This is a genomic window from Gorillibacterium sp. sgz306347, assembly GCF_059735245.1.
Genome location: NZ_JCAPET010000031.1, coordinates 36,417 through 55,783 on the forward strand (window position 1 = coordinate 36,417; position 19,367 = coordinate 55,783).

15 protein-coding genes are annotated in these 19,367 nt (G+C 60.4%); 6 read left to right on the plus strand and 9 right to left on the minus strand.

The features are described 5' to 3' along the window. Positions 1-164: 164 nt before the first annotated feature. Together AC6I6H_RS16175 and AC6I6H_RS16180 are read left to right on the plus strand one after the other, a co-directional pair. Positions 165-335, plus strand: coding sequence for an asparagine synthase (locus AC6I6H_RS16175; protein ID WP_497954992.1), 171 nt, complete (start codon positions 165-167; stop codon positions 333-335). 206 nt (positions 336-541) lie between these two features. Then, a complete protein-coding gene (locus AC6I6H_RS16180; protein WP_497954993.1) occupies positions 542-1,591 on the plus strand; it encodes a hypothetical protein in 1,050 nt (349 codons plus the stop codon). 170 nt (positions 1,592-1,761) lie between these two features. Here the strand turns inward: AC6I6H_RS16180 and AC6I6H_RS16185 are convergent, their stop codons facing one another. The 5 genes from AC6I6H_RS16185 to AC6I6H_RS16205 all read right to left on the minus strand — a co-directional run bounded on the left by AC6I6H_RS16185 (position 1,762) and on the right by AC6I6H_RS16205 (position 5,873). Then, positions 1,762-2,721 (minus strand): alpha/beta fold hydrolase, encoded by a 960-nt coding sequence (locus AC6I6H_RS16185; RefSeq protein WP_497954994.1) that lies wholly within the window; start codon positions 2,719-2,721, stop codon positions 1,762-1,764. A gap of 191 nt (positions 2,722-2,912) precedes the next feature. After that, positions 2,913-3,149, minus strand: a complete 237-nt coding sequence (locus tag AC6I6H_RS16190) for a hypothetical protein (RefSeq protein ID WP_497954995.1) — start codon at positions 3,147-3,149, stop codon at positions 2,913-2,915. Positions 3,150-3,252: 103 nt separating this feature from the next. Continuing rightward, positions 3,253-4,437 carry an MFS transporter gene (locus AC6I6H_RS16195; protein WP_497954996.1) on the minus strand — a complete coding sequence of 395 codons (1,185 nt, stop codon included), beginning with the start codon at positions 4,435-4,437 and terminating at the stop codon, positions 3,253-3,255. A gap of 178 nt (positions 4,438-4,615) precedes the next feature. Next, a complete protein-coding gene (locus AC6I6H_RS16200; protein WP_497954997.1) occupies positions 4,616-5,410 on the minus strand; it encodes an SDR family oxidoreductase in 795 nt (264 codons plus the stop codon). A 160-nt stretch (positions 5,411-5,570) separates the two neighbouring features. After that, positions 5,571-5,873: a YunC family protein gene (locus tag AC6I6H_RS16205; protein WP_497955013.1), complete on the minus strand. Its 303-nt coding sequence runs from the start codon at positions 5,871-5,873 to the stop codon at positions 5,571-5,573. A gap of 161 nt (positions 5,874-6,034) precedes the next feature. On the opposite strand from AC6I6H_RS16205, the gene AC6I6H_RS16210 reads away from it, so the two are divergent. Further along, the gene (locus tag AC6I6H_RS16210) at positions 6,035-6,592 is read left to right on the plus strand and encodes a hypothetical protein (RefSeq protein WP_497954998.1); all 558 of its coding nucleotides are present in this window, start codon (positions 6,035-6,037) and stop codon (positions 6,590-6,592) included. A 143-nt stretch (positions 6,593-6,735) separates the two neighbouring features. Here AC6I6H_RS16210 and AC6I6H_RS16215 read toward each other — a convergent pair whose 3' ends face one another. Both AC6I6H_RS16215 and AC6I6H_RS16220 read right to left on the minus strand, forming a co-directional pair. Continuing rightward, positions 6,736-11,190: a DEAD/DEAH box helicase gene (locus AC6I6H_RS16215; RefSeq protein WP_497955000.1), complete on the minus strand. Its 4,455-nt coding sequence runs from the start codon at positions 11,188-11,190 to the stop codon at positions 6,736-6,738. Further along, a complete protein-coding gene (locus AC6I6H_RS16220) occupies positions 11,187-11,573 on the minus strand; it encodes a DUF423 domain-containing protein (RefSeq protein WP_497955002.1) in 387 nt (128 codons plus the stop codon). Before AC6I6H_RS16220 ends, AC6I6H_RS16215 begins: the two co-directional genes overlap by 4 nt. A gap of 153 nt (positions 11,574-11,726) precedes the next feature. Between AC6I6H_RS16220 and AC6I6H_RS16225 the strand changes: the two genes are divergently transcribed. Further along, positions 11,727-12,209 (plus strand): hypothetical protein, encoded by a 483-nt coding sequence (locus tag AC6I6H_RS16225; RefSeq protein ID WP_497955004.1) that lies wholly within the window; start codon positions 11,727-11,729, stop codon positions 12,207-12,209. 74 nt (positions 12,210-12,283) lie between these two features. On the opposite strand, the gene AC6I6H_RS16230 is transcribed toward AC6I6H_RS16225, so the two are convergent. Then, a complete protein-coding gene (locus AC6I6H_RS16230; protein WP_497955005.1) occupies positions 12,284-12,880 on the minus strand; it encodes a P-loop nucleotide/nucleoside kinase family protein in 597 nt (198 codons plus the stop codon). Between the two features lie 220 nt (positions 12,881-13,100). Here AC6I6H_RS16230 and AC6I6H_RS16235 point away from each other — a divergent pair, with 220 nt between their 5' ends. Further along, positions 13,101-15,485: a glycoside hydrolase family 94 protein gene (locus tag AC6I6H_RS16235; protein WP_497955006.1), complete on the plus strand. Its 2,385-nt coding sequence runs from the start codon at positions 13,101-13,103 to the stop codon at positions 15,483-15,485. Between the two features lie 272 nt (positions 15,486-15,757). Then, positions 15,758-16,909, plus strand: a complete 1,152-nt coding sequence (yhbH, locus tag AC6I6H_RS16240) for a sporulation protein YhbH (RefSeq protein WP_497955007.1) — start codon at positions 15,758-15,760, stop codon at positions 16,907-16,909. A gap of 247 nt (positions 16,910-17,156) precedes the next feature. Here the strand turns inward: yhbH and AC6I6H_RS16245 are convergent, their stop codons facing one another. Beyond that, positions 17,157-18,929, minus strand: a complete 1,773-nt coding sequence (locus AC6I6H_RS16245; protein WP_497955008.1) for a methyl-accepting chemotaxis protein — start codon at positions 18,927-18,929, stop codon at positions 17,157-17,159. Positions 18,930-19,367 lie beyond the last annotated feature (438 nt).

The following is a 19,367-nucleotide window of genomic DNA, read 5'->3' on the forward strand; positions in this document are numbered from 1 at the left end:
CTCACCTTGGTATTGGCTTTATAAGCCCGGGGGCCGACAAGCCGTTTCCGCTTCCTTCATTATAAAGTTCTGCAGGGGGACCGGGCAAACGCCGTATAATCCCGTACGCGGAAGCCATGCTATGAATGCTCGACCAAGCCGAACAAACGACAGGAGGATGACCGATGCGCGAAGGATTGATTCCGGCGATCTTGGGCACTGCCGTCACGGCGGCGGGAGCCGCACTGCGTGCGAAGTATCCGATAGTTGGCACGGCGGCCATGGGATTTGGCGCGGCGCATATTGTGCTGGGCGCCATTGACCTGGTGGAGCACCGCAAAGCCGGCATGCTCTAAAAACGCGTCTTCCATAAAAAGACGAGACTTTGGTAGCACCCGCCGGCTGGCCGGCTGGGATGCCGTCCGGCAAAAAAGAGGAAAAATCGGTACATTGGCCGATTTTTCCTCTTTTTTTGTTCTTTCTGTTGCTTTATATCCGTTTATGTCTATAGAATAGTAGAATACGATAAATACATCTTATCAAAGGGGAATGGAGTGAACGCATGAAAAAGAGATGGATCCGTTCGCTGCTTGCGCTTTGCCTGGTGCTTGTCTTTGCAGGCTGCGGCGAACAAAAGAATGCCTACCAGACCGCCGAGGGTGGCGTGCAAAAACTGGCGCAGGCGGAATCGTACGAGTACACGGGCTCTTTGAAATTCATGGTGGATATGCCGGAGTCCGACGACCCCGAGGTCGCCATGGCGGAGCAAATGCTCAAGAACGCGGAGATCAAGTTCAGCGGAATCAACAACATGAAAACCAAGCAGGCCAGCGTAACCCTGGAGGTTGCGGTCAAAGGCGACCTTTCCTTCTCGCTTGCGCTCCCCATTATCGCGGACAATGAGGACTTGTACGTCAAAATCATCCAGATCCCGAATCTGGAGCTGCCGCCGGAAATCACCGGCAAATACCTGCATGTCACGGCGGATGAAGTGAAAGAACTGGCCGGCAGCATCGAAACGGTTCCGCAAACCGAAGACCAGGAGCTGCTGAAAGCGTTGCTGCTCGACATGGCCGGCGTTCTGGAAAAGCATCTGAAAGAGGACGACAACCTCGTGCTGCTGAAGCCGAGCGAGGCGGGCGAAGGCATTCCGGAAAACGTCCGGCAGGTGATCGAATACAACATCACCAATGAAAACCTGCCCGCGGTTGCGGAAAGATGGGTGACAAAAGTGCTGCCGGACCTGACGGCGGTTCTCTCCAAACCGGAATACAAAGATCACGTGCCGGATCAGGATCTTCAGGCAGAGGTCGCGGAAGTGAACAAAGAGTACAAGGAAGGGATCGCCGAGTTCCAGAAAACCGTTTCCATCAACGAGCTGAGAACGCGCCTTGGCGTCAGCAAGGAAGGCTACCTGGCCTATCTGCGCCAAATCATCGACATCTCTCCGACCGATCCGCAGGAAGAAGTGCAGGGCTTGGCCATCGATGTGAACGCCTCGATGTCCAATTTCAATGAAGCGACGCCGGAGATTCAGATTCCGGCAGCTACGGAGACGGTATCCATCGCCGAGCTTCAAACGGCGGTCATGAACATGTATAGCGGTTACTAAGTTCAAATACCGGCCCCGGCCAAAAGAAAGAAGCATCCTTCCGCGCGAAACGGCGGTCGGATGCTTCTTTGTTTTGCTTTTCAACGCATGGGCCGCTTGCAGTCGCTCAAGCCGGGCGGTTTGCGGTTTGCGGTTTGCGGCGGCCGCGCGCTTCAAGCGGCACCGCGCAGTCAGCCCAGCAAAAAGCGGGCGATCTTGTCGTGCAGCCCCGGAAGCCCTTCGTGGCCGAAGTCCGGGAATACCTCCAGGCGCTTGGCGGATTCGATCTTGTTGTAAGCGGCCATCTGCGTCGACGGCGGGCAAATCGTATCCATCAGGCCGATGCCCATCAGCACCTCCCCTTTGATCCGGGGAGCGAGATTTTGAATGTCGATGTAGCCGAGCCGGCGGAACATTTCGTCTTCCCGTTCGTGCTGGGGATCGAACAGGCGGAAATACTTCCGCAGCTCCTCGTAAGCAGCGACATCCAGGTCCATTTCCCAGACCCGGCGGTAATCGCTCAGGAAGGGGTACACCGGCGCGAGGCGCCAAATGCGCGGCTCCAGCGCGGCGCAGGCGATCGTCAGTGCGCCGCCCTGCGACCAGCCGGTTGCCGCCACACGGGCCGGATCGACCTCCGGCAGCTCCATGACAAGCCCGGCAAGCTGGGCCGTGTCAAGAAAGACATGCCGGAACAGGAGGTTGTCGGGCGTCTCGTCGTCTAGCCCGCGGATGATGTGGCCGTTCAAGGTGTTTCCCTTGACGCCGCCCGTATCCTCCGAGCGGCCGCCTTGCCCGCGGACGTCCATGGCGATCACGCTGTAGCCAAGCGCGGCATAGCTCAGCTTTTCGGTCCAGTCGCCGCTGTTGCCGGAATAGCCGTGAAACTGGATAACGGCCGGATGCGGGGCCTCCACGTGCTTCGGCCGGACATATTTGGCGTGAATCCGGGCTCCCCGGACACCGGTAAAATAAAGGTCGAAGCAGTCGGCGAACGGAACCTGGAAGGGTGCGGGCACCAGCTCAAGCCCCGCTTCCGTCGCTTTCATCTCGGCCAGCGCCCGGTCCCAGTACTCGTCAAAATCGGCGGGACGCGGGCTTTTTCCCTGGTACAGGCGCAGCTCATCCAAAGGCATGTCGATCAATGGCATTCGTGTTCCAACTCCTCTATGCAGTATCGGTTTCAAGTCCGTATGTAATTCGACAGGGGCCGGGAGAATCCTTCTCCGCACAAAAGGCCTCTCCATGGGAAGGAGAGGCCTTTTCAGGGGAAACGGAACGTTTGCGCAAGGGGAGCGGCCGGAACGGTCGCAGCTTCGCCCCTCGCCGGGGAACGGCTTGCTTAAGAGCGCCCCGGCATGCCTTGGTCAAATTCCGTCGGGTTGTAGTCGGTCAATCGGCGCAGATAAAGCAGCTGGAGAGCCACTTTTACGTGAAGCGGGCTTAAATTCGTCAGCCTGGCGATGCGGTCCACATCAAAATCGGGCGCCTGCCCGCTTTGGATCACATGATAAACGGCGCGTTCGGGGGAGCTTAACTTGTCCGGTTCCGGTGGTTGGTTGTTTCGGTCAAAAGTCAAATTGGTTCGCCACCTCGCGAGTAAAGAAATCTTTCAACCTTTTACCCGCGATGGTCCCGGATGAAACCCCGAATCGCCAATTCGCCTTTCTCCGCCGCCTTTTTCACTTCAGCCATTTACGCGCCAGCGTCGGAATCAGCACGGCCAAAACAAGGCCGGTCGCCAGGTTCACGCCGTAGATTTGCAGCCAGCGCGGATAGCGCTCCAGAATTTCATACACCCAACCGCCGACGACCGGTCCCAGAAAACCGGCAACGCCCGTGATGGAGTTGAACACGGCGATGAACATCGGGCGTTCGCTTTTGGGCGTATCCCCGATCACGAAGTTGAACACCAGCTGGTTGTAGCCGCCCGAGCCGAAGCCAAACAGGATGTGGGCCAGCACAATGACCGGCAAAGCCGGGGCGAAGGAAACCAGCCCCCAGGCGAGGCAGCTCGCCGCGATGATCGGCAGGGTCCAAAACAGCAGCTTTTTGTTGCCGTATCTCGCGTTCAGCTTGCCCCAGACGTAGAAGCTTACAACCATCGCAACGGTCTGCACAATCGCCATGACCGAAACAACGCCCTGCCCGAGTCCCATCGGCTTGAGCATGACATAGGAGAATAACGGAACCGCGATGGCCTGCACGAACGTCCACAGGCTGAGGAAAAGGGCCGGCCTCATGAACGACCGGTCCTTCAGCGGCCTTTTCATCATGGGGAGAAGCCCCTTCTCGGCCGATTTTTCGAGCGGAAGGTTCGGATACAGCGTAAACATGACAATGTTGATCGCCATAAAAATGCCGATCACGACAAACAGGATGTGAAACCCTTGTCCGCCGGGATAGCGCTCCAGCACTTGTCCGCCGGCAAAAAGCACCAGGCTTCCGATCGCGTTCAGCACCGTGTTGCGGAATCCCATGTATTGGGCGCGAACTCGGGCGGGAACCATGTCCCCCACCAGCGACGTCCACAGCATGGTGGAGGTGGCGTTGGCAAGGAAAGCAAGCGTATACAAAGGAATGTAGACGGGAATCCAAAGCTCGCGCGGAAACAGAAACGGAATCAGGCCCGTCGAGGCGAAAAACAGCCGGTGCAAGGACGCCAGGACGACGAAGGCCCATTTGCGGTGAAGCTTCTGGCTGTAGGCGGCAAAGAAAATCTGCACGACGTTGGCCAGCGTGGGAATCGCCAAAACAAGACCGATCTGGCTTGAGGAGGCGCCGAGGTACAGCAAATAGCCGGTCAGGAAAGGGCCGCCAAGCAGCGTGTTGAAAAAGATGGCGGGAATGCCTTCCCACGTCAGCACGCGCAGCTGCCGCCGGCTTGCGGAGTCCCTTCTGGGGAGACCTCTGGGTTTAAGGATGATTGACAAGGTGCGGTCTCGACTCCTTCGAGTAAACTGCATCCATCATATCACGGCCGACTACCCGGTACAATTGGTCATTTTGGCGAAAAATCGTTCCGATTTTGGCGTCTTTTGCTTGTCACCCGACCAGAAGCGATTCCGCCCCGTCAATGTAGATCGGCGTCCCGGTAATATGCGACGATTCATCCGAGGCCAGGAACAGGATCAGATCCGCCACCTGCTCGGGCTTGCCCGGCCCTTTTTGCAGCGGCTGCGCGCCTTCCGGGAAGTTCACGGGAATGGCGACCTCCTTCAGCTCGGGGGACACCTTGCTGCTCTGGTCGATGTTCGTGCTGATGGCGCCCGGGCAGATGGCATTGACCCGGATTTTGTACTGGGCCAGCTCAAGCGCCGCTTTTTGCATAAAAGCGACCTGTCCGGCCTTGCTGGTGCTGTAAGCCGCCGCGCCGGGCATCGTGAAGGTGCGGTTGCCGTTGATCGAGCTGGTGATGACGATGCTGCCGCCGTTCTGCTTCATATGCGGAATCGCATATTTGACGGTCAGGAACGTGCCCTTCAGGTTGATGGCGAGCGTCGTGTCCCACTCCTCGGGGGACAGCTTTTCAATCGGAGCCAGCGCTCCGTTGATGCCGGCGTTGGCCAGCACAAAGTCGAGCCGCCCGAAGGTTTCGGCCGCTTGTTTCATCGCCTTCTCCACCCGCGCCGGATCGGACACGTCCACATCCGTGGCAAACGCCTCGCCGCCCCGGTCGCGGATCATCCGGACGGTCTCGGCCGCCCGTTCGTCGCCAAGCTCCAGAATGCACACCTTCGCGCCGTGCTTCGCCAGCGTAATCGCCGCCGCGCGGCCGATGCCGGAACCGCCTCCCGTTACGACCGACGCCTTGCCTTCCATTCGTTTTGCCTCGTTCATCCGCTGCCGCTCCTTTCGCCTTATCAATCCTCTTTCTCCCATTATTGTACCCGTAAAAGGCGGAGCGGAAAACCTTCCTATAATTAGGAAAGAAAAGGGGAGCGGACTCACTTGGAGAACAAAAGAAGGACGGGAGGCTTTCCGCCTCCCGTCCGTACGGTCAGCCCAGCATCCGGGCGACCGCATCCTTTCCTTTCATGCCCGGCGTGATGCCACGCCGCGCCGCTTCATGCGTAACCGACTCCAGGGGCGCCTCCAGCAGCTCCTCCAGCGTCCGGACCCCTACCGCGCGGCCCGCCACAATCCGGCGGTCCGCCAGCCTCTCGTTCAGGAGGCCGACATCCAGAGCGCCGCACATGATATACCCCGTCTCCGTCGCAACCGCAAGCAATGTGGTGCCGGGCAGCCGCACTTCCACTCCGATCGCCGTTCCGTTTCCGACCGGAACGGGCTTTAAGGTCATCACAGGATTCTCCTCCTTGCTTTGCGCTGTTTTATACTTTATGATCGTAAACACAGGAGCGTATAGGCAGGCATTGCATTTGCGAAGGGACTCCTTCAAGGGAATGGCCGCGCTATAGCTGGAAATACGATAAAGATGTGGAAGCTGGGGTTATACGAAGGATGGACAATGCGCGGAGCCAGAAGAAAAAGTATCTTTTCACTGTCGACATCATGATGGAAGGCTACAGCAACGGGATCGCGCTTGAAGCTTTGCTGCATCTTTTGAACCACGAGAAGATTGCGGATTACGAAATCAAGCAGGGAATCGAGCTCGGCCGCAAAATCCGCCAGGCGATCGCCGAAAGCGGCGGGAGCGGGGCGCAAGCGGAGCAGCCGCCTGCGAAACCGGCGGAGCCGCCGGCAGCCGCCGGGCGGGAGCATTCCGCTGCAAACGCGGCGGGCCGCAAAAGCGAGCAGGCGAATGAAGGCAAAGAGAGCCAGGGGCATCCGAAGCACAACAAAAGGCTGGATTCGCTGATCGAGCTGATTGAATCGTACAAGGCCAACAATACACTGGTCCGCCTGACCGTCCTCAAGGGGAAGGGCATCAAGCTCAGTCTGCCCTGCCGGGTTCTGAACTTCGAGGAATCGAACGAAATGCTGACGGTCTACCATGTGGACGAGAAAAAGGTTTATCAGTTCCGGTTGACCGAGGTCGACGATTTTTCCGTCAATTAGGCAGCCGGAAACCGGCTGGACGCAATAAAATGGACTCCGCCCCGCTTGGATAAGCGGAACGGAGTCCTCTTTGTTTGGCGCCGCCGCTTCCGGTCCGGCGGACTGGCGGTCTAACGGTCCGGCGGCCGCACCGCCCGCGAAGCTCAGCGCAGGCTGCTCGGCCAGAACACGTAAGCGTCGCGGTCGCGTTCCGCCCCCAGACGCTCCAGAAGCGGCGATACGGGCGATTCGCCGGCCCGCTGGCCGTCCCACCGCTCCACCTGCACCTTGCGCAGCTTGCCGATGCGCAGGAGTCCCCGCAGGGCGTAATGGAGCGCCGCTTCCGTCCGCTCCGGTCCTCCCGCCCGTTCCTCCGCCTGCTGCGCGTCTCGTCCGCCGCCGGCGGAGACGGAGAAAATCCGCCGGCCGCCGTTTTCCAGCCATAACTCCCAGCCACCCGGTCCGAGCAAAAGGTAGTGCCCGGGCTTGCGCGCGAACGAAGCATCCGCTTTTTCCGGCCACGGCACCGCCGTTCCGTAAGGATTGGCGGGATCGGCAGCCGACACAAGCATGCGGCCCCCGCCCTCCTCTCCGATCGAAACCGGGGAACGGAGACTTTCCACCGTCTCCTTGGTCGCATACTGCATGACCGGAACGCCCTGCACGAAAAATCCGCGCGTCAGCATGCCCCAGTCCTCCAGCCGCTTCAAAACGGGATAGAGAGCCTCCCACGGGTACGGCGAATACTGGGCGGCCAGATCCCGCGTCAGGATACCGAACCGTTCCAGCAGGTGCCGGACCCAAGCTCCGGGAGCGCGGTCCGGTTCTTCTCCCGCGTCCGCCGCTTTTTTGACGGCGCCTTCTTCCAGGGACCCGACCACATACCAGCGGCCCAGGCCGGATTGAAAGCCCGCGCGCGTCTGCCGCCGGCCGACCGGAGGACGCGCGCGGAGCGGGGCAAACTGGTCGTTCGCCACCCGCCCCTCCCACACCAGGTCCAGCAGCTTCGCCAGCGTTTCCGACGGAAGCTCGTCCGATTCCCGGGCCAGCGCAGCCAGGAAGCTCGCCCCTTTGCGGCTCAGAAGCTCCAGGAGACCCGGATGGGCGGTTTCCCCGCCGGGCCGGAGATAAGGTCGGTACAAATCGGCGGACTCCGCAAAAAAGAACGCCAGCCGCCCTTCTTTTTCGCCTTCCTCCCGGCGTCCGATCCACAGCAGGTCGCCAGATGCGCAAAGCAGATCGAGGTCCGAGGTGCGGTAGCCGGGCAGGCGGGACGGGAAAACGAAGGATTCCCAGTGGGACACCGGCAGGAACAGCCCCTCCAGCTTCTCCAGCACGGCGCGCAGCGCATCCGGTCCTCCGGCAGGATCGGCCGGTGCGCCGGCGGACGCAACGGAGGGGGCAAAACCGAGCCGGTTGGCCAGATACAGCGCGTACCGGTCTGCGGAGGCCGGCTCCGCCTTCCGGCGGAAATCCAGCAGCGAGAAGCGGACGACGCGGGCCGCGACCGGGGCGCTCGTCCACAGGTCTTTTTCCTCCGGAGCGGCGAACGGAGCGCGCTCCAGCCGCTTGTCCTTTGTCCAGGCGGCAATGATCCGTCCCGCTTCCTCCTCCGGCAGCCCGTAGCGGGATGCAAGCTCCGCCGTCGTAAAGGCCAGCCGGTGGTTGACATACCGGCCCAGCACAAAGGCCGCCGCCTCCGGATCACCGGGAAACGCCTCGTAGAACCGCCTTTCGTCGGCGCAAAAGAACCGGCGCTGCCCGCCGAGCTCCGCGGAAACGGCCCGGCCGGCCTTCTCCAGCTCGGCCAGATAGGCGGCGGCGCCAGCGCCCGCAAGGGCGGCCAGCTCTTCCGCCGTCATATCGCCCCGCTCCTTCAGCAGCCGGTACACGTCCTCCGGCCCGGCCGCTTCCTCTTCCGTTTCCTCCAGCCGCTTCCGTTCCTCCCGGACCACCTCGGGCGACAACGCCGCGCGTACGGAATCCGCGCCGAACAGCTCCTCCGCCATACTCCGGCTGACGCCGATGAGCCCGGCTTGCAGGTCGCGGCCCACTCCGTCGGATTCGTAGATGTTCTCGGACACATAGTCCATCACAAACTCGCTTGCGAACGGGGACGGGAAACGGGTATGCCGGACCAGCACCTCCGTCTCCCCCCGGCCGACCGCTTCCAGCCGCTCCTGTACCTCCCGCACGGAAAGAGAATCCTGGAGCGCTTCCTGAATGGCTTCGCGCACAAGCGGAAACTGCCCGGCAAACGGAAGCGCCTCCCGCAGCAGGTCTTCTCCGCGCCGTCTCCGTTTCCAGGCCGGCATGCGGGAAAAGCCGCGGGTCAACAGCAGCGACACCTCCGCGATGCGGCGGAAATGAACGGCGAACAGCGGCGAGCCGGGAAGCGCCTCAAGCAGAAGCTCCTCCAGCTTTGCGGGACCGATCCGGCTGATGATGTCCAGCCAGGACGGGTCCCAGGACGGAAACACGAATTCAAAGCCGTTGTCCCGGACGTAGGAATAAATCCGGAACGGCAGCTGCTTTTCCAGCTCCAGCTGAATCGCCAGCTGCCAGGTCCGGTTAAACCGCCGGCCGAGCAGGCTGTGAATGACCAGATGATGGCGGTTTACGTCGTCCGGGTAATGCTCGATCACGATTCTCCGGTTTCCGGGCACCGCGCACACGGCTTTTTGTCCTTTGACCAGCTCCAGGAGAGCAAGCGCCGCCGCTTCGTCCAGAAAGCATTCGTCCATCAGCCGGCGCTTCTCCGCCTCGGCGCAGGCGCCGTCCGCCATATCGGCGGCGGCAAGCCGGTCGAGGAACGCGCCGAGCTTCCGCCCGAGCTCCAGACTCCGGCAGACCGGCTGGGCCCGCCAGAACGGAATTTCACTGAAGCTGTTTCCCGCTTCCGTCACATAGATCCGGTCCGGCTTGATCGCCCGGATGGTCCAGGCGTTCGCGCCAAGCTGGAACACGTCGCCTACCCGGCTTTCGTTGATGTACTCCTCGTCCAGCTCGCCCAGGTGCACGCGCGTGTCCGCATGATGCACCGGATAACCGGAGCTCGGCGGGATCGTCCCTGCGCCCATGATTGCCGCCGCCGGCGTTCCGGGCAAACGGCGGATAACGTCCGCCTCCCGGTCCCACAGGATCAGCGGCCGCGCAAACGGGAACAGGCCGGCGAGCACCTCGACCGCCGAGAGCAGCCGCCGCCAGGGCAGGCCGTTGTAGCCGTAGCTCCGGCCGAGCATCCCGGCCAGCCGGCTTACCGGCCAATCGCCGGACGCCGCCATGGCGACGATCTGCTGGGAGAGCACATCGAGGCTGTGCCGGGGCACCGGGATCTCCTCGATGTCGCTGCCGGCGGCCGCCTTGGCCAGCACGGCCGCCTCCGGCAGCTCGCCGCGCCGTCTGGCGAGCAGCGTTCCGCGGCTGACGCCGCCGACGGAGTGGCCCGCCCGGCCGAAGCGCTGGATCGCCGCCGCCGCCGACTTCGGCGAGTCGATCTGGATGACGCGGTCGATATGCCCGACGTCGATGCCAAGCTCAAGCGACGAGGTGGCGACCAGGCAGCGCAGCTCGCCGTCCTTGAGCATCCGCTCTACCTCGAGCCGCTGCTCGCGCGACACGCTTCCATGATGGGAGCGGGCGATCTCGCCGCCGAAATGCTCGTTCAGCCGGAGCGCAAGCCGCTCGCAAAGCCTCCGGTTGTTCACAAAGATCAGGACGGTGGCGGCGTCCCGCATCAGCTGCTCCAGCTTGTCCAGAATGGGCGCCCATACCCGCTCTTCGCCGCGCCCGCGGCCCGTCCGCTCGGCCAGCGTAACCGCCAGCTCCACGGAGCGCTCCATCCGGCTTTCGATGATTTCCACCCGCCGGGGGACGAAGCCCGCCCCGAGAAGCTCCTCCGCATCTTCCGGGGAGTCCGCTTCCGGTCCCGGCTGTTCTCCGTCCGGCGGCTCGTAACCGCCCAGAAACCGGGCCATCCGCTCAATCGGCTTCTGGGTAGCGGATACGCCGATCCGCTGCACGGAACGGCCGCACAGCTCCTCCAGCCGCTCCAGAGTAACCGATAAGTGTAGCCCCCGCTTGTCCGCCGCCAAATCGTGAATTTCGTCCACGACCGCCTGCTCGACCGTCCGCAGCATGGCGCGGCCTTTTTCCGAGGTCAGCAAAATATAGAGGGATTCGGGCGTCGTCACGAGAAGATCAGGCGGACGTCGCAGCATGGAGGCCCGCGTGCTTTGCGAGGTGTCCCCCGTGCGCACGCCGACCGTCAGCTCCGGCCAATCCGCGCCCTGCTCCTCCGCCAGCCGCTTCATCTCCGCCGCGAACCCGATGATGTGGTGGTGAATATCATTATTGAGCGCCTTCAGCGGGGTGACGTACAGCACCCGGACGCCCTTCGGCCACTCGGACGCCTCCGATTTGCTGCGCGCCAGCCGCTCCAAACACGGCAGAAGAGAGGCCAGCGTCTTGCCCGACCCGGTGGGCGCGGCGATCAGCGTATGCTTGCCGGCCCGGATGGACGGCCAGGCGCGACGCTGCACATCGGTCGGCTCGCCCATGCGCGCGCGAAACCAGCCGGAAACAACCGGATGCGCTCCCTCCCAAAGCGGACCGGTCATTGCCGCTCATCCTTCTTTCTTGCGGCAAGCGCCAGGCAAACCCAACCGGCCAAAAAGCAAACGCCGCCGATCGGCGTAATCGCGCCCAGCTCCGTGATGTCCGTGACGCTTAACACATACAGGCTGCCGGCAAAAAACACGATCCCGGCCGTGAACAGCCAGCCGGCGGCGTTCGCCAGCCTCCGGTTCAGCCGGCCGCCGGCCGCAAGTCCCGTAAAGAGCAGCGCCAGCGCGTGCACCAGATGGTAATGAACGCCCGTCTCATAATTGTCCATCCGTTCGGGCGAAATGCTGCCTTCCAGGCCGTGGGCGCCAAACGCCCCGATCGCGACGCCCAGAAAGGCAAAAAGGCTTCCTATTGTAATCCAGCGTTTTTCCGTCATCCGACTACCTCCCCGCTTTTCATGCCCTCATCATACCACAGGGGCAATGCCGTCCAAAAATCGCTGTGCAGGCGGCAAGCAAAAAAAAGTTTCAAAATTGCAGGCAAACCATTAATATAAAAGTGGATTGCAAAACTAAGCTGAGGTGATGGTATGGACAACAAAACGGACGATATGGTTCCGGAATGGCAAAGCAATAAGAACGAGACAAGACCGCAAGCTCCCGGAGAGCCGGCTTATCGCGCCTTTTCCGAACCAGCCCCCGCTTACGCGGGAACGCCCGTCGAGTTGAAGCAATCGGGACTGGGCATCTCGTCGCTCATCCTCGGTATCGTGGGAGCGATCGGCCTTATCTTTTCGTTTATGTATTTCTCGGTCATGGTCGTCGATCTGCTGGATATGGGCGCATTTACGGCCGAAGACATCGAGAACAGCGGGAACGCCGCCGGCATCGTCGGCGGGGCGCTCGGCATGATGGCGGGAGCGCTCATCTGCCTCATCGGGCTTATTCTCGGCATCGTGGGCCTGAATCAGAAAAACCGCCGCAAAGGCACCGCTATCGCGGGGACGATCATCAACGGCATTGTGATCGTCGGCGTCGTTCTGCTGTTCGCCCTGGGCCAGCTTGCCGGCTGAAACCCGAAGAAAAAGCTTCCCTTTCGCCCTTGCGCGGAACGGAAGCTTTTTTGCGTTCCCGCGGACGCCGAAGCTTATTCCGCGCGCATCTCCAGGAAGGCGGCGATTCCGCCGACCCGCTCGTCGGTCAGATCCTCGCTGTTATCAAAAACGAGAATGGACGCTTCCGGGATCGGCCAGTTGATTTCCGGCACGAATTTGAGCGTTTTCCAATAGTCCTCCCAGTTTTGAAGCTTCCACTCGTCCCGGGTCGCATTCCGTTCCTCAATGCGCTTTCGCTGCTTTTCGGAGTCGGACAGCGTCACGACGACGACCTTTACGTCCACATCGGACAAGCTGCGTCCCGCGTCGGACAGCAGCTTCTCAATCCAGCCGGCGTCCTTTAATTCCCGCGTGTACGGGGAAATCATGAACACGTCCTGGCCAAGCGCCAGATTTTCGATGCAGATGTCGGAAGCCGAATCGTATTCCAGGTCGCGCAGGTTTTGCTTGTAGTAGGCCGAATCGCGGTCGTCCTTGTCCAGCCCCGCAGCCGTCAGCATGGCTTCTACAAACCGGCCGCCCACGGTATCCCGGTCGATAAAAACGACAGGCCGCTTCCCGGCCAGCTTTTTGGCCACGGTCGACTTTCCCGTTCCGGCCACCCCTACGAAAAAAACAAGCTTTTGCATCGTCAGCTCTCCTCCCGGCTTCTAAAAAAGTGCTCGCTTAACACCCCATTATACCCCACTTGCAGCCGCTTTCAAATGTGCCTCCCGTTTGCTGAACGGCAGGATTTCGCCAGCGCTTCTGGATTTGTTTTCCCGGAATAGGAATGTTGTAAGCGCAATCTATTCATGAACGCGCGTTTATGGTAGGATAAAAGTATCTTTTTCCTGAGGAGGGAATTGTGTGCAGTACGGGTATTTCAACGACGAAAGCAAGGAATACATCATCACCCGGCCGGACACGCCGGCACCCTGGGCCAACTATCTCGGCTCTCCCGAATACGGCGCGATCATTTCGAACAACGCCGGAGGCTACAGCTTTGTGAAATCGGGAGCAAACGGGCGGATCATCCGGTACCGCTTCAACGACGTGAACATCGACCAGCCGGGCCGCTACATTTACCTGCGGGACCGCGAGAACGGGGATTACTGGTCCGCCTCCTGGCGTCCCGTCGGCAAGCCGCTGGACAAGTACGAGTCCGAATGCCACCACGGCACCGGCTACACCAAAATCACCTCCCGGTATGAAGGCATCCATACCGAAACGCTCTACTATGTTCCGCTGAACCAAACGTACGAGGTATGGCGCTGCAAAGTGAAAAACACGAGCGACCGTCCCCGCAAGCTGGCGCTCACCGGCTACGTTGAGTTCACTAACGAGAGCAATTACGAGCAGGACGGCGTTAACCTGCAGTACACCTTGTTCATTACGAGAACGCACTACAAGAACAACATGATTTTGCAGTCCATCAACGAGCACCAGAACAAGGAATGGCGCTTTTTCGGCGCGGTCGGCAGCGAGGTCAGCGCCTATGACGGCGACCGGGATACGTTTGTCGGCAACTACCGCAATTATTCCAATCCGGTCGGCATTGAAAAAGGCTGCTCCAATTCGCTCAACTTCAACACCAACTCCTGCGGGGCCCTGCAATCGGATATCGAGCTGCAGCCCGGGGAGGAAAAAGAAATCGTGTTCCTGCTCGGTCGTTACAACGAGGCCGAAGCGGCTTCCATTATGGATCACTACCGCGATCTGACCATTGTGGACAAAGAATACCGGGAGCTGCTTGACTACTGGCACACCCGGCTGAACCGGTTCCAGGTGGAAACGCCCGATCCGGGCCTCAACCACATGGTGAACGTCTGGAACGCTTACCAGTGCTTCATCACCTTTGTCTGGTCCCGCGCGGCATCGTTCCAATACTCCGGCCTGCGCAACGGCCTCGGCTACCGCGATACGGTGCAGGACATTCAAGGCATCATGCACCTCGACCCGGAAATGGCCGCCCGGCGCCTGATCTTCATGCTGTCCGGCCAGGTATCGAACGGCGGCGGCCTGCCCCTCGTCAAGTTTAATCACCAGCCCGGCAAGGAAGGCACGCCGGACGATCCGGAATACGTGCTGGAAACGGGACACCCGAGCTACCGCGCCGACGATGCGCTCTGGCTGTTCCCGACGGTGCAAAAATACGTGAAGGAAAGCGGCAATATCGCCTTCCTGGATCAAGTGATTCCGTACTCCGACAAGGATGAGGAGCCGGTTTACCTTCATCTGAAGCGGGCGCTGCAGTTCAGCCTCGACCGGATGGGCGTTCACGGCATGCCCGCCGGGCTTTACGCCGACTGGAACGACTGTCTGCGCCTCGGCAAAAAAGGCGAGTCGCTGTTCGTTGCCTTCCAGCTGTACATGGCGTTCCAGATTTTCATGGAATTCGCCGATCTGCGCGGCAGCAAGGAAGACCGCGAATGGGCCGAGAAGCTTCTGGCCGAGCTGGATGGCAACATCCAGAAGTACGCCTGGGACGAAACCTGGTTCGTCCGCGGCTTCACCGAGGAAGGCCAGACGATCGGCAACCACGGCAGCAAGGAAGCCGAAATCTGGCTGAACCCGCAAAGCTGGTCGGTGCTGAGCGGCGCCGCCCGTCCGGAGCAGGCCCGTCTCGCGATGGACTCGGTCTACGAGCGGCTGGACACCAAATACGGCGCGATGATTTTCCATCCGCCGGCATTGGCGCAGGAACTCGACCCCGAGATCATGCGCATGACGCTGTTCAACCCGGGCACCAAGGAAAACGCCGGCATCTTCTGCCAGCCGCAAGGGTGGCTGATTCAAGCCGAAACGATCCTCGGCAACGGCAACCGGGCATTCGAATACTTCAGCCAATCCAATCCGGCCAGCATGAACGACCAGGCGGACATCCGCAAGCTGGAGCCTTACGTGCACGGCCAATTTATCGAAGCGATCGACAGCCCTTACTACGGCCGGGCGCATGTCCATTGGCTGACGGGCACCGCCTCCACCGTCATGGTGTCGCTGGCCGAAGGGATTCTCGGCGTGAAGCCGCAGTTCGACGCGCTGGAAATCGACCCCTGCATCCCGGCGGAATGGCCGTCGATTAAAATGACGCGCGAATTCCGCGGCAAGGTGCTGAACGTCGACGTGCAAAACCCGAACGGCGTCCAAAAGGGTGTAGCCCGCCTGACGCTGAACGGTCAGGAGCTGACTGGCAACCGGATTCCCGTGGATCAAATGAAGGATGTTAACGAAGTAACGATTGTACTGGGCTAATCCCGCCAGCCGCAGGCCCCGCACCAAGCGGGCATCCGCCTGACGGCGGCCGGAACCGCGTCCTGCCTAATACGAAAGCTCCCTGCTTCTTTCGGCGGCCATTTGGTCCCGCTCGAGTGAAACAGGGGGCTTTTCTTATACCGGCCGCAGCGGGCAGGTTATGCCTTCACGGCAGCTTGGACGGGGCGCCCCTTTTTTTGTGACCGGGAACCCATCATCCTCTTTTCGGCGCGGTCATATACTGTTACGACCACAGTTCAAGGAGGTGCGTCATGGCAGAGCCGCTCTTCACCGTCTCCCGGGAAGACTGGTCGCTTCACCGCAAAGGATTTCAGGACCAGAACCGGCACCAGGAAAAAGTCCGCGAGGCCGTCCGGCAGAACCTCCCCGATCTGGTCGCGGATGAAAGCATCATCCTGCAAAAAGGCCGGCAGATCGTCAAAATCCCGATCAAAAGCCTGGATGAATACCGGTTCCGCTACAACTACCGCAAATCGAAGCACGTCGGCCAGGGCGACGGAGACAGCCAGGTCGGAGACGTCCTCGGCAGCGACCCGGAGCCCGCAAAAGGACCCGGCAAAGGTCCCGGCGCGGGCGATGTGCCGGGTGAAGATTATTACGACACGGAAGTGACGCTGGACGAGGTCGAAACGATGCTGTTCGAAGAGCTGGAGCTTCCCCGGCTGGAGCAAAAGGAAGAAAAGCGCATGCAGGCGTCCGACATCGTCTTCCATGACGTGCGCAAAAAGGGCCTCATGGCCAACATCGACAAGAAACGCACCATCCTCGAAAACCTGAAGCGCAACGCCGGACTCGGCAGGCCCGGCATTCACGGCATTTCCCCCGACGACCTGCGCTACAAAACCTGGGACGAGGTGCTGAAACCGCAATCGAATGCGGCCATCCTGGCCATGATGGACACGTCGGGCTCTATGGGCAGCTTTGAAAAATACATTGCGCGCAGCTTTTTCTACTGGATGACCCGGTTTCTGCGGACCAAATACGAGCACGTCGAAATCGTGTTTATCGCGCACCACACCGAGGCGAAGGAGGTCAGCGAGGAAGACTTTTTCACCCGCGGCGAGAGCGGCGGCACCATCTGCTCGTCGGCGTACCGCCGGGCGCTGGAGATCATCCGCACCCGGTTTCCCCCTTCCCAATACAACCTGTACCCGTTCCACTTCTCGGATGGCGACAACCTGACCTCCGACAACGAAAAATGCGTCAAGCTGATCAGCGAGCTGCTGGACTGCTGCAACATGTTCGGCTACGGCGAGGTGAACCAGTACAACCGGGGCAGCACGCTGATGGCCGCCTACAAGCAGATCCGCCACCCGAAGTTCCAGTACGCCATCATACGGGAAAAGGGCGAGGTGTACGGGGCGCTGAAGACCTTTTTCGGCAAGCAGGCGGAGGCGACCTGACGGGAACGGACAGGCGGAAAAGGCGGTGCCGCCTCAGTCCGGCGGGGAAAGACAGTCGGAAAAGGCGGTACATCGCAGTCGGACGGTGACAGACAGCCGGAAAAGGCGGTACACCGCAGTCGGGCGGCGACAGACAGCCGGAAAAGCCCGAAAGCACAGCGGGACGGGCGAAGAGAGACGAAAAAGCCGGAGCCGCGCAGTTATGCGCGGTTCCGGTTTTTTGGTTAGGGGGTTTGTGTGTGTTGGATTAAACCGTAAATTTGGACACGTCTTCCGCCAGCTCGTCGGCCATGACGGCCAGCGCGCGGGACGATTCGGCCAGCATTTCCATCGACGACATTTGTTCTTCCGCCGACGCGGAGATTTCCTCCATGGCTGCGGCCGACTCCTCGGCTGCCGCGGCCAGGTTCTGCGTGCGGTCCGAAATGTCGCGGGACGAGCCGCTAAGCTGCTCCAGCGACGAAGCCACCACCGCCGAATTGCGGACGATTTCGTCCGAGGAAGCGAAGATGATCTGGAACGTTTCGTCCGTCGCCTTCAGCGCCTCGGCCTGCTCCACCGCGATGGAGCGGGCCTGGCGGATGTGGCCGGCCACCAAACCGGTCCGCTCCATGGTAGAGCGGATATGACCGTTGATTTCCTGCGTGGCGGAGGCGGCATTTTCCGCAAGCTTGCGGATTTCCTGCGCCACCACGGCGAAGCCGCGCCCGCTGTCGCCCGCACGGGCCGCTTCAATCGCCGCATTCAGCGAGAGAAGGTGGGTCTGGTCGGCGATCTCGCGGATAAAACCGACGATTTCGTCCACTCGGCTGACCATCGCTTCCAGCTCGCGCATCGAATCGTCGACGCGGCGGGTAATGTCGATGTTTTCGGCCATTTTGCCGTTTTGGGCTTCCAGGCGGTTTCGGCCTTCGCGCACGGCTTGCAGCGTTTTGGCCGCCAGCTCCGCGCCTTCCGAGGTTTGCCTGCGGATCGTATCGACGTCCGCGCTCATCTGGAACAGCGTCTCGTTCGTCAGTCCGATGTCTTCCGCCTGCGTGGAGTTGGTCTCGGCCATTTCGTTTATCGTTGTCGCCACCTGGCCGACCGTCTGACGGTTTTCGTCCGCCGACGCGTCGAGCTGGCGGGCGTTGTCGTTCAGCTCCTGCGAGACACGTCGGATGCTGATAACCGTTTCGCTGAGCACGGCCAGCATTTCGTCCAAATCGCGGGCCATGAGTCCGGTTTCGTCCTTGTTTTTGCGCAGCTTGTCAATGGTTTGGCCCCGGGTCAGCCGAAGCTTGCCGATTTCCCGGATGACGCCGGCCATTGCCAGGATCGGCCGCGAAATCCGGTTCCCCATAACAAACGCCAGCACGGATGCCAGACCCAGCACAAGGGCACTTACGAGGAAGATCGTCGTACGGGTTTTGGCAAGCTGGTCGTCCAGCTCTTTCTTTTGCTCCGCGATCACTGCGTCGATGTCGTCAATGTAGTTCCCGGTTCCGACCACCCAGTCGAACGGTTCAAAGTACAGGCTGTACGCCCGCTTGGGGTTGGACTCCGTTTCGCCCGCACGCGGGAACCAGTATTCGGTATACCCGCCGCCGTTTAAGCCGTTTCGGATAATTTCCTCCATGTATTTGTTGCCTTGGGTGTCGACGCTTCCGATCCGGTTTGTGCCGATCAGTTCTCCGTCCAGATAGGCGACGTTGACACCTTCGCTGGTGTCGGCCCAAAAGTAGCCGTCTTCGCCGTAGCTCAGCTTGCTCAGCAGGGCGACGCCGCGTTTTTCCGCTTCCGCTTTGGTGATTTCTCCGGCAGTGGCCTGTTCGTTCAGCGTATTCAACAGACTGACGGCATTTTCCACTTGGTAGCGGATCATGTTGTCATAATCGCTTCTGAGCGAGGCGGAAAGTTGATTCAGAAAATGCGTATTGTTTCGTTCGATCCATGAAAGCGAAACAAACGTAATGGTAAGCGAGGAGATCAGGGTAACGGCAACTGCCAGCGCAATGATTTTGGAACGGATGGACTTCATGGGACTCCCCCTTCTTTCTTCTATTTTTCGACAATATCTGGGTCCATGGGCTTATGTATTATATATATCGAAAGAAAGGATGTTTTTTATTAGAATTATTTTATTTTTAATATGAATATTTATTAAGGACAGCTTATCAACCTGTTTGGCTTGTCCTACTTGTCTCGTCAGGAATGGTTGTGCGGCCCGTTTCGTGGTCTGCGTTGTTTTCCTACTTGCTTGGTTTTCGCACTTGTGCCGCCTGTTCTGCTTGTCCCGCTTGTCCCGCCTGTCCCGCTTGTCCCGCTTGTCCCGCCTGTCCCGCCTGTCCCGCCTGTCCCGCCTGTTCTGCTTGTTCTCCCTCCATGCGCCGGAGCGCTAACGGTTGCTACAGCGCTTATTTAGGCAAAAACCGCAGTAGACTTGCAAAGAAGTTAACATGGGGTAAAATGCCAAAAA

Excerpts from the sequence above, each read along its gene's own strand:
- AC6I6H_RS16175 (WP_497954992.1), top strand. The coding sequence starts at position 165 with ATGCGCGAAGGATTGATTCCGGCGATCTTGGGCACTGCCGTCACGGCG.
- AC6I6H_RS16180 (WP_497954993.1), top strand. The coding sequence starts at position 542 with ATGAAAAAGAGATGGATCCGTTCGCTGCTTGCGCTTTGCCTGGTGCTT.
- AC6I6H_RS16185 (WP_497954994.1), bottom strand. The coding sequence starts at position 2,721 with ATGCCATTGATCGACATGCCTTTGGATGAGCTGCGCCTGTACCAGGGA.
- AC6I6H_RS16200 (WP_497954997.1), bottom strand. The coding sequence starts at position 5,410 with ATGAACGAGGCAAAACGAATGGAAGGCAAGGCGTCGGTCGTAACGGGA.
- AC6I6H_RS16205 (WP_497955013.1), bottom strand. The coding sequence starts at position 5,873 with ATGACCTTAAAGCCCGTTCCGGTCGGAAACGGAACGGCGATCGGAGTG.
- AC6I6H_RS16210 (WP_497954998.1), top strand. The coding sequence starts at position 6,035 with ATGGACAATGCGCGGAGCCAGAAGAAAAAGTATCTTTTCACTGTCGAC.
- AC6I6H_RS16215 (WP_497955000.1), bottom strand. The coding sequence starts at position 11,190 with ATGACCGGTCCGCTTTGGGAGGGAGCGCATCCGGTTGTTTCCGGCTGG.
- AC6I6H_RS16220 (WP_497955002.1), bottom strand. The coding sequence starts at position 11,573 with ATGACGGAAAAACGCTGGATTACAATAGGAAGCCTTTTTGCCTTTCTG.
- AC6I6H_RS16225 (WP_497955004.1), top strand. The coding sequence starts at position 11,727 with ATGGACAACAAAACGGACGATATGGTTCCGGAATGGCAAAGCAATAAG.
- AC6I6H_RS16230 (WP_497955005.1), bottom strand. The coding sequence starts at position 12,880 with ATGCAAAAGCTTGTTTTTTTCGTAGGGGTGGCCGGAACGGGAAAGTCG.
- yhbH (WP_497955007.1), top strand. The coding sequence starts at position 15,758 with ATGGCAGAGCCGCTCTTCACCGTCTCCCGGGAAGACTGGTCGCTTCAC.
- AC6I6H_RS16245 (WP_497955008.1), bottom strand. The coding sequence starts at position 18,929 with ATGAAGTCCATCCGTTCCAAAATCATTGCGCTGGCAGTTGCCGTTACC.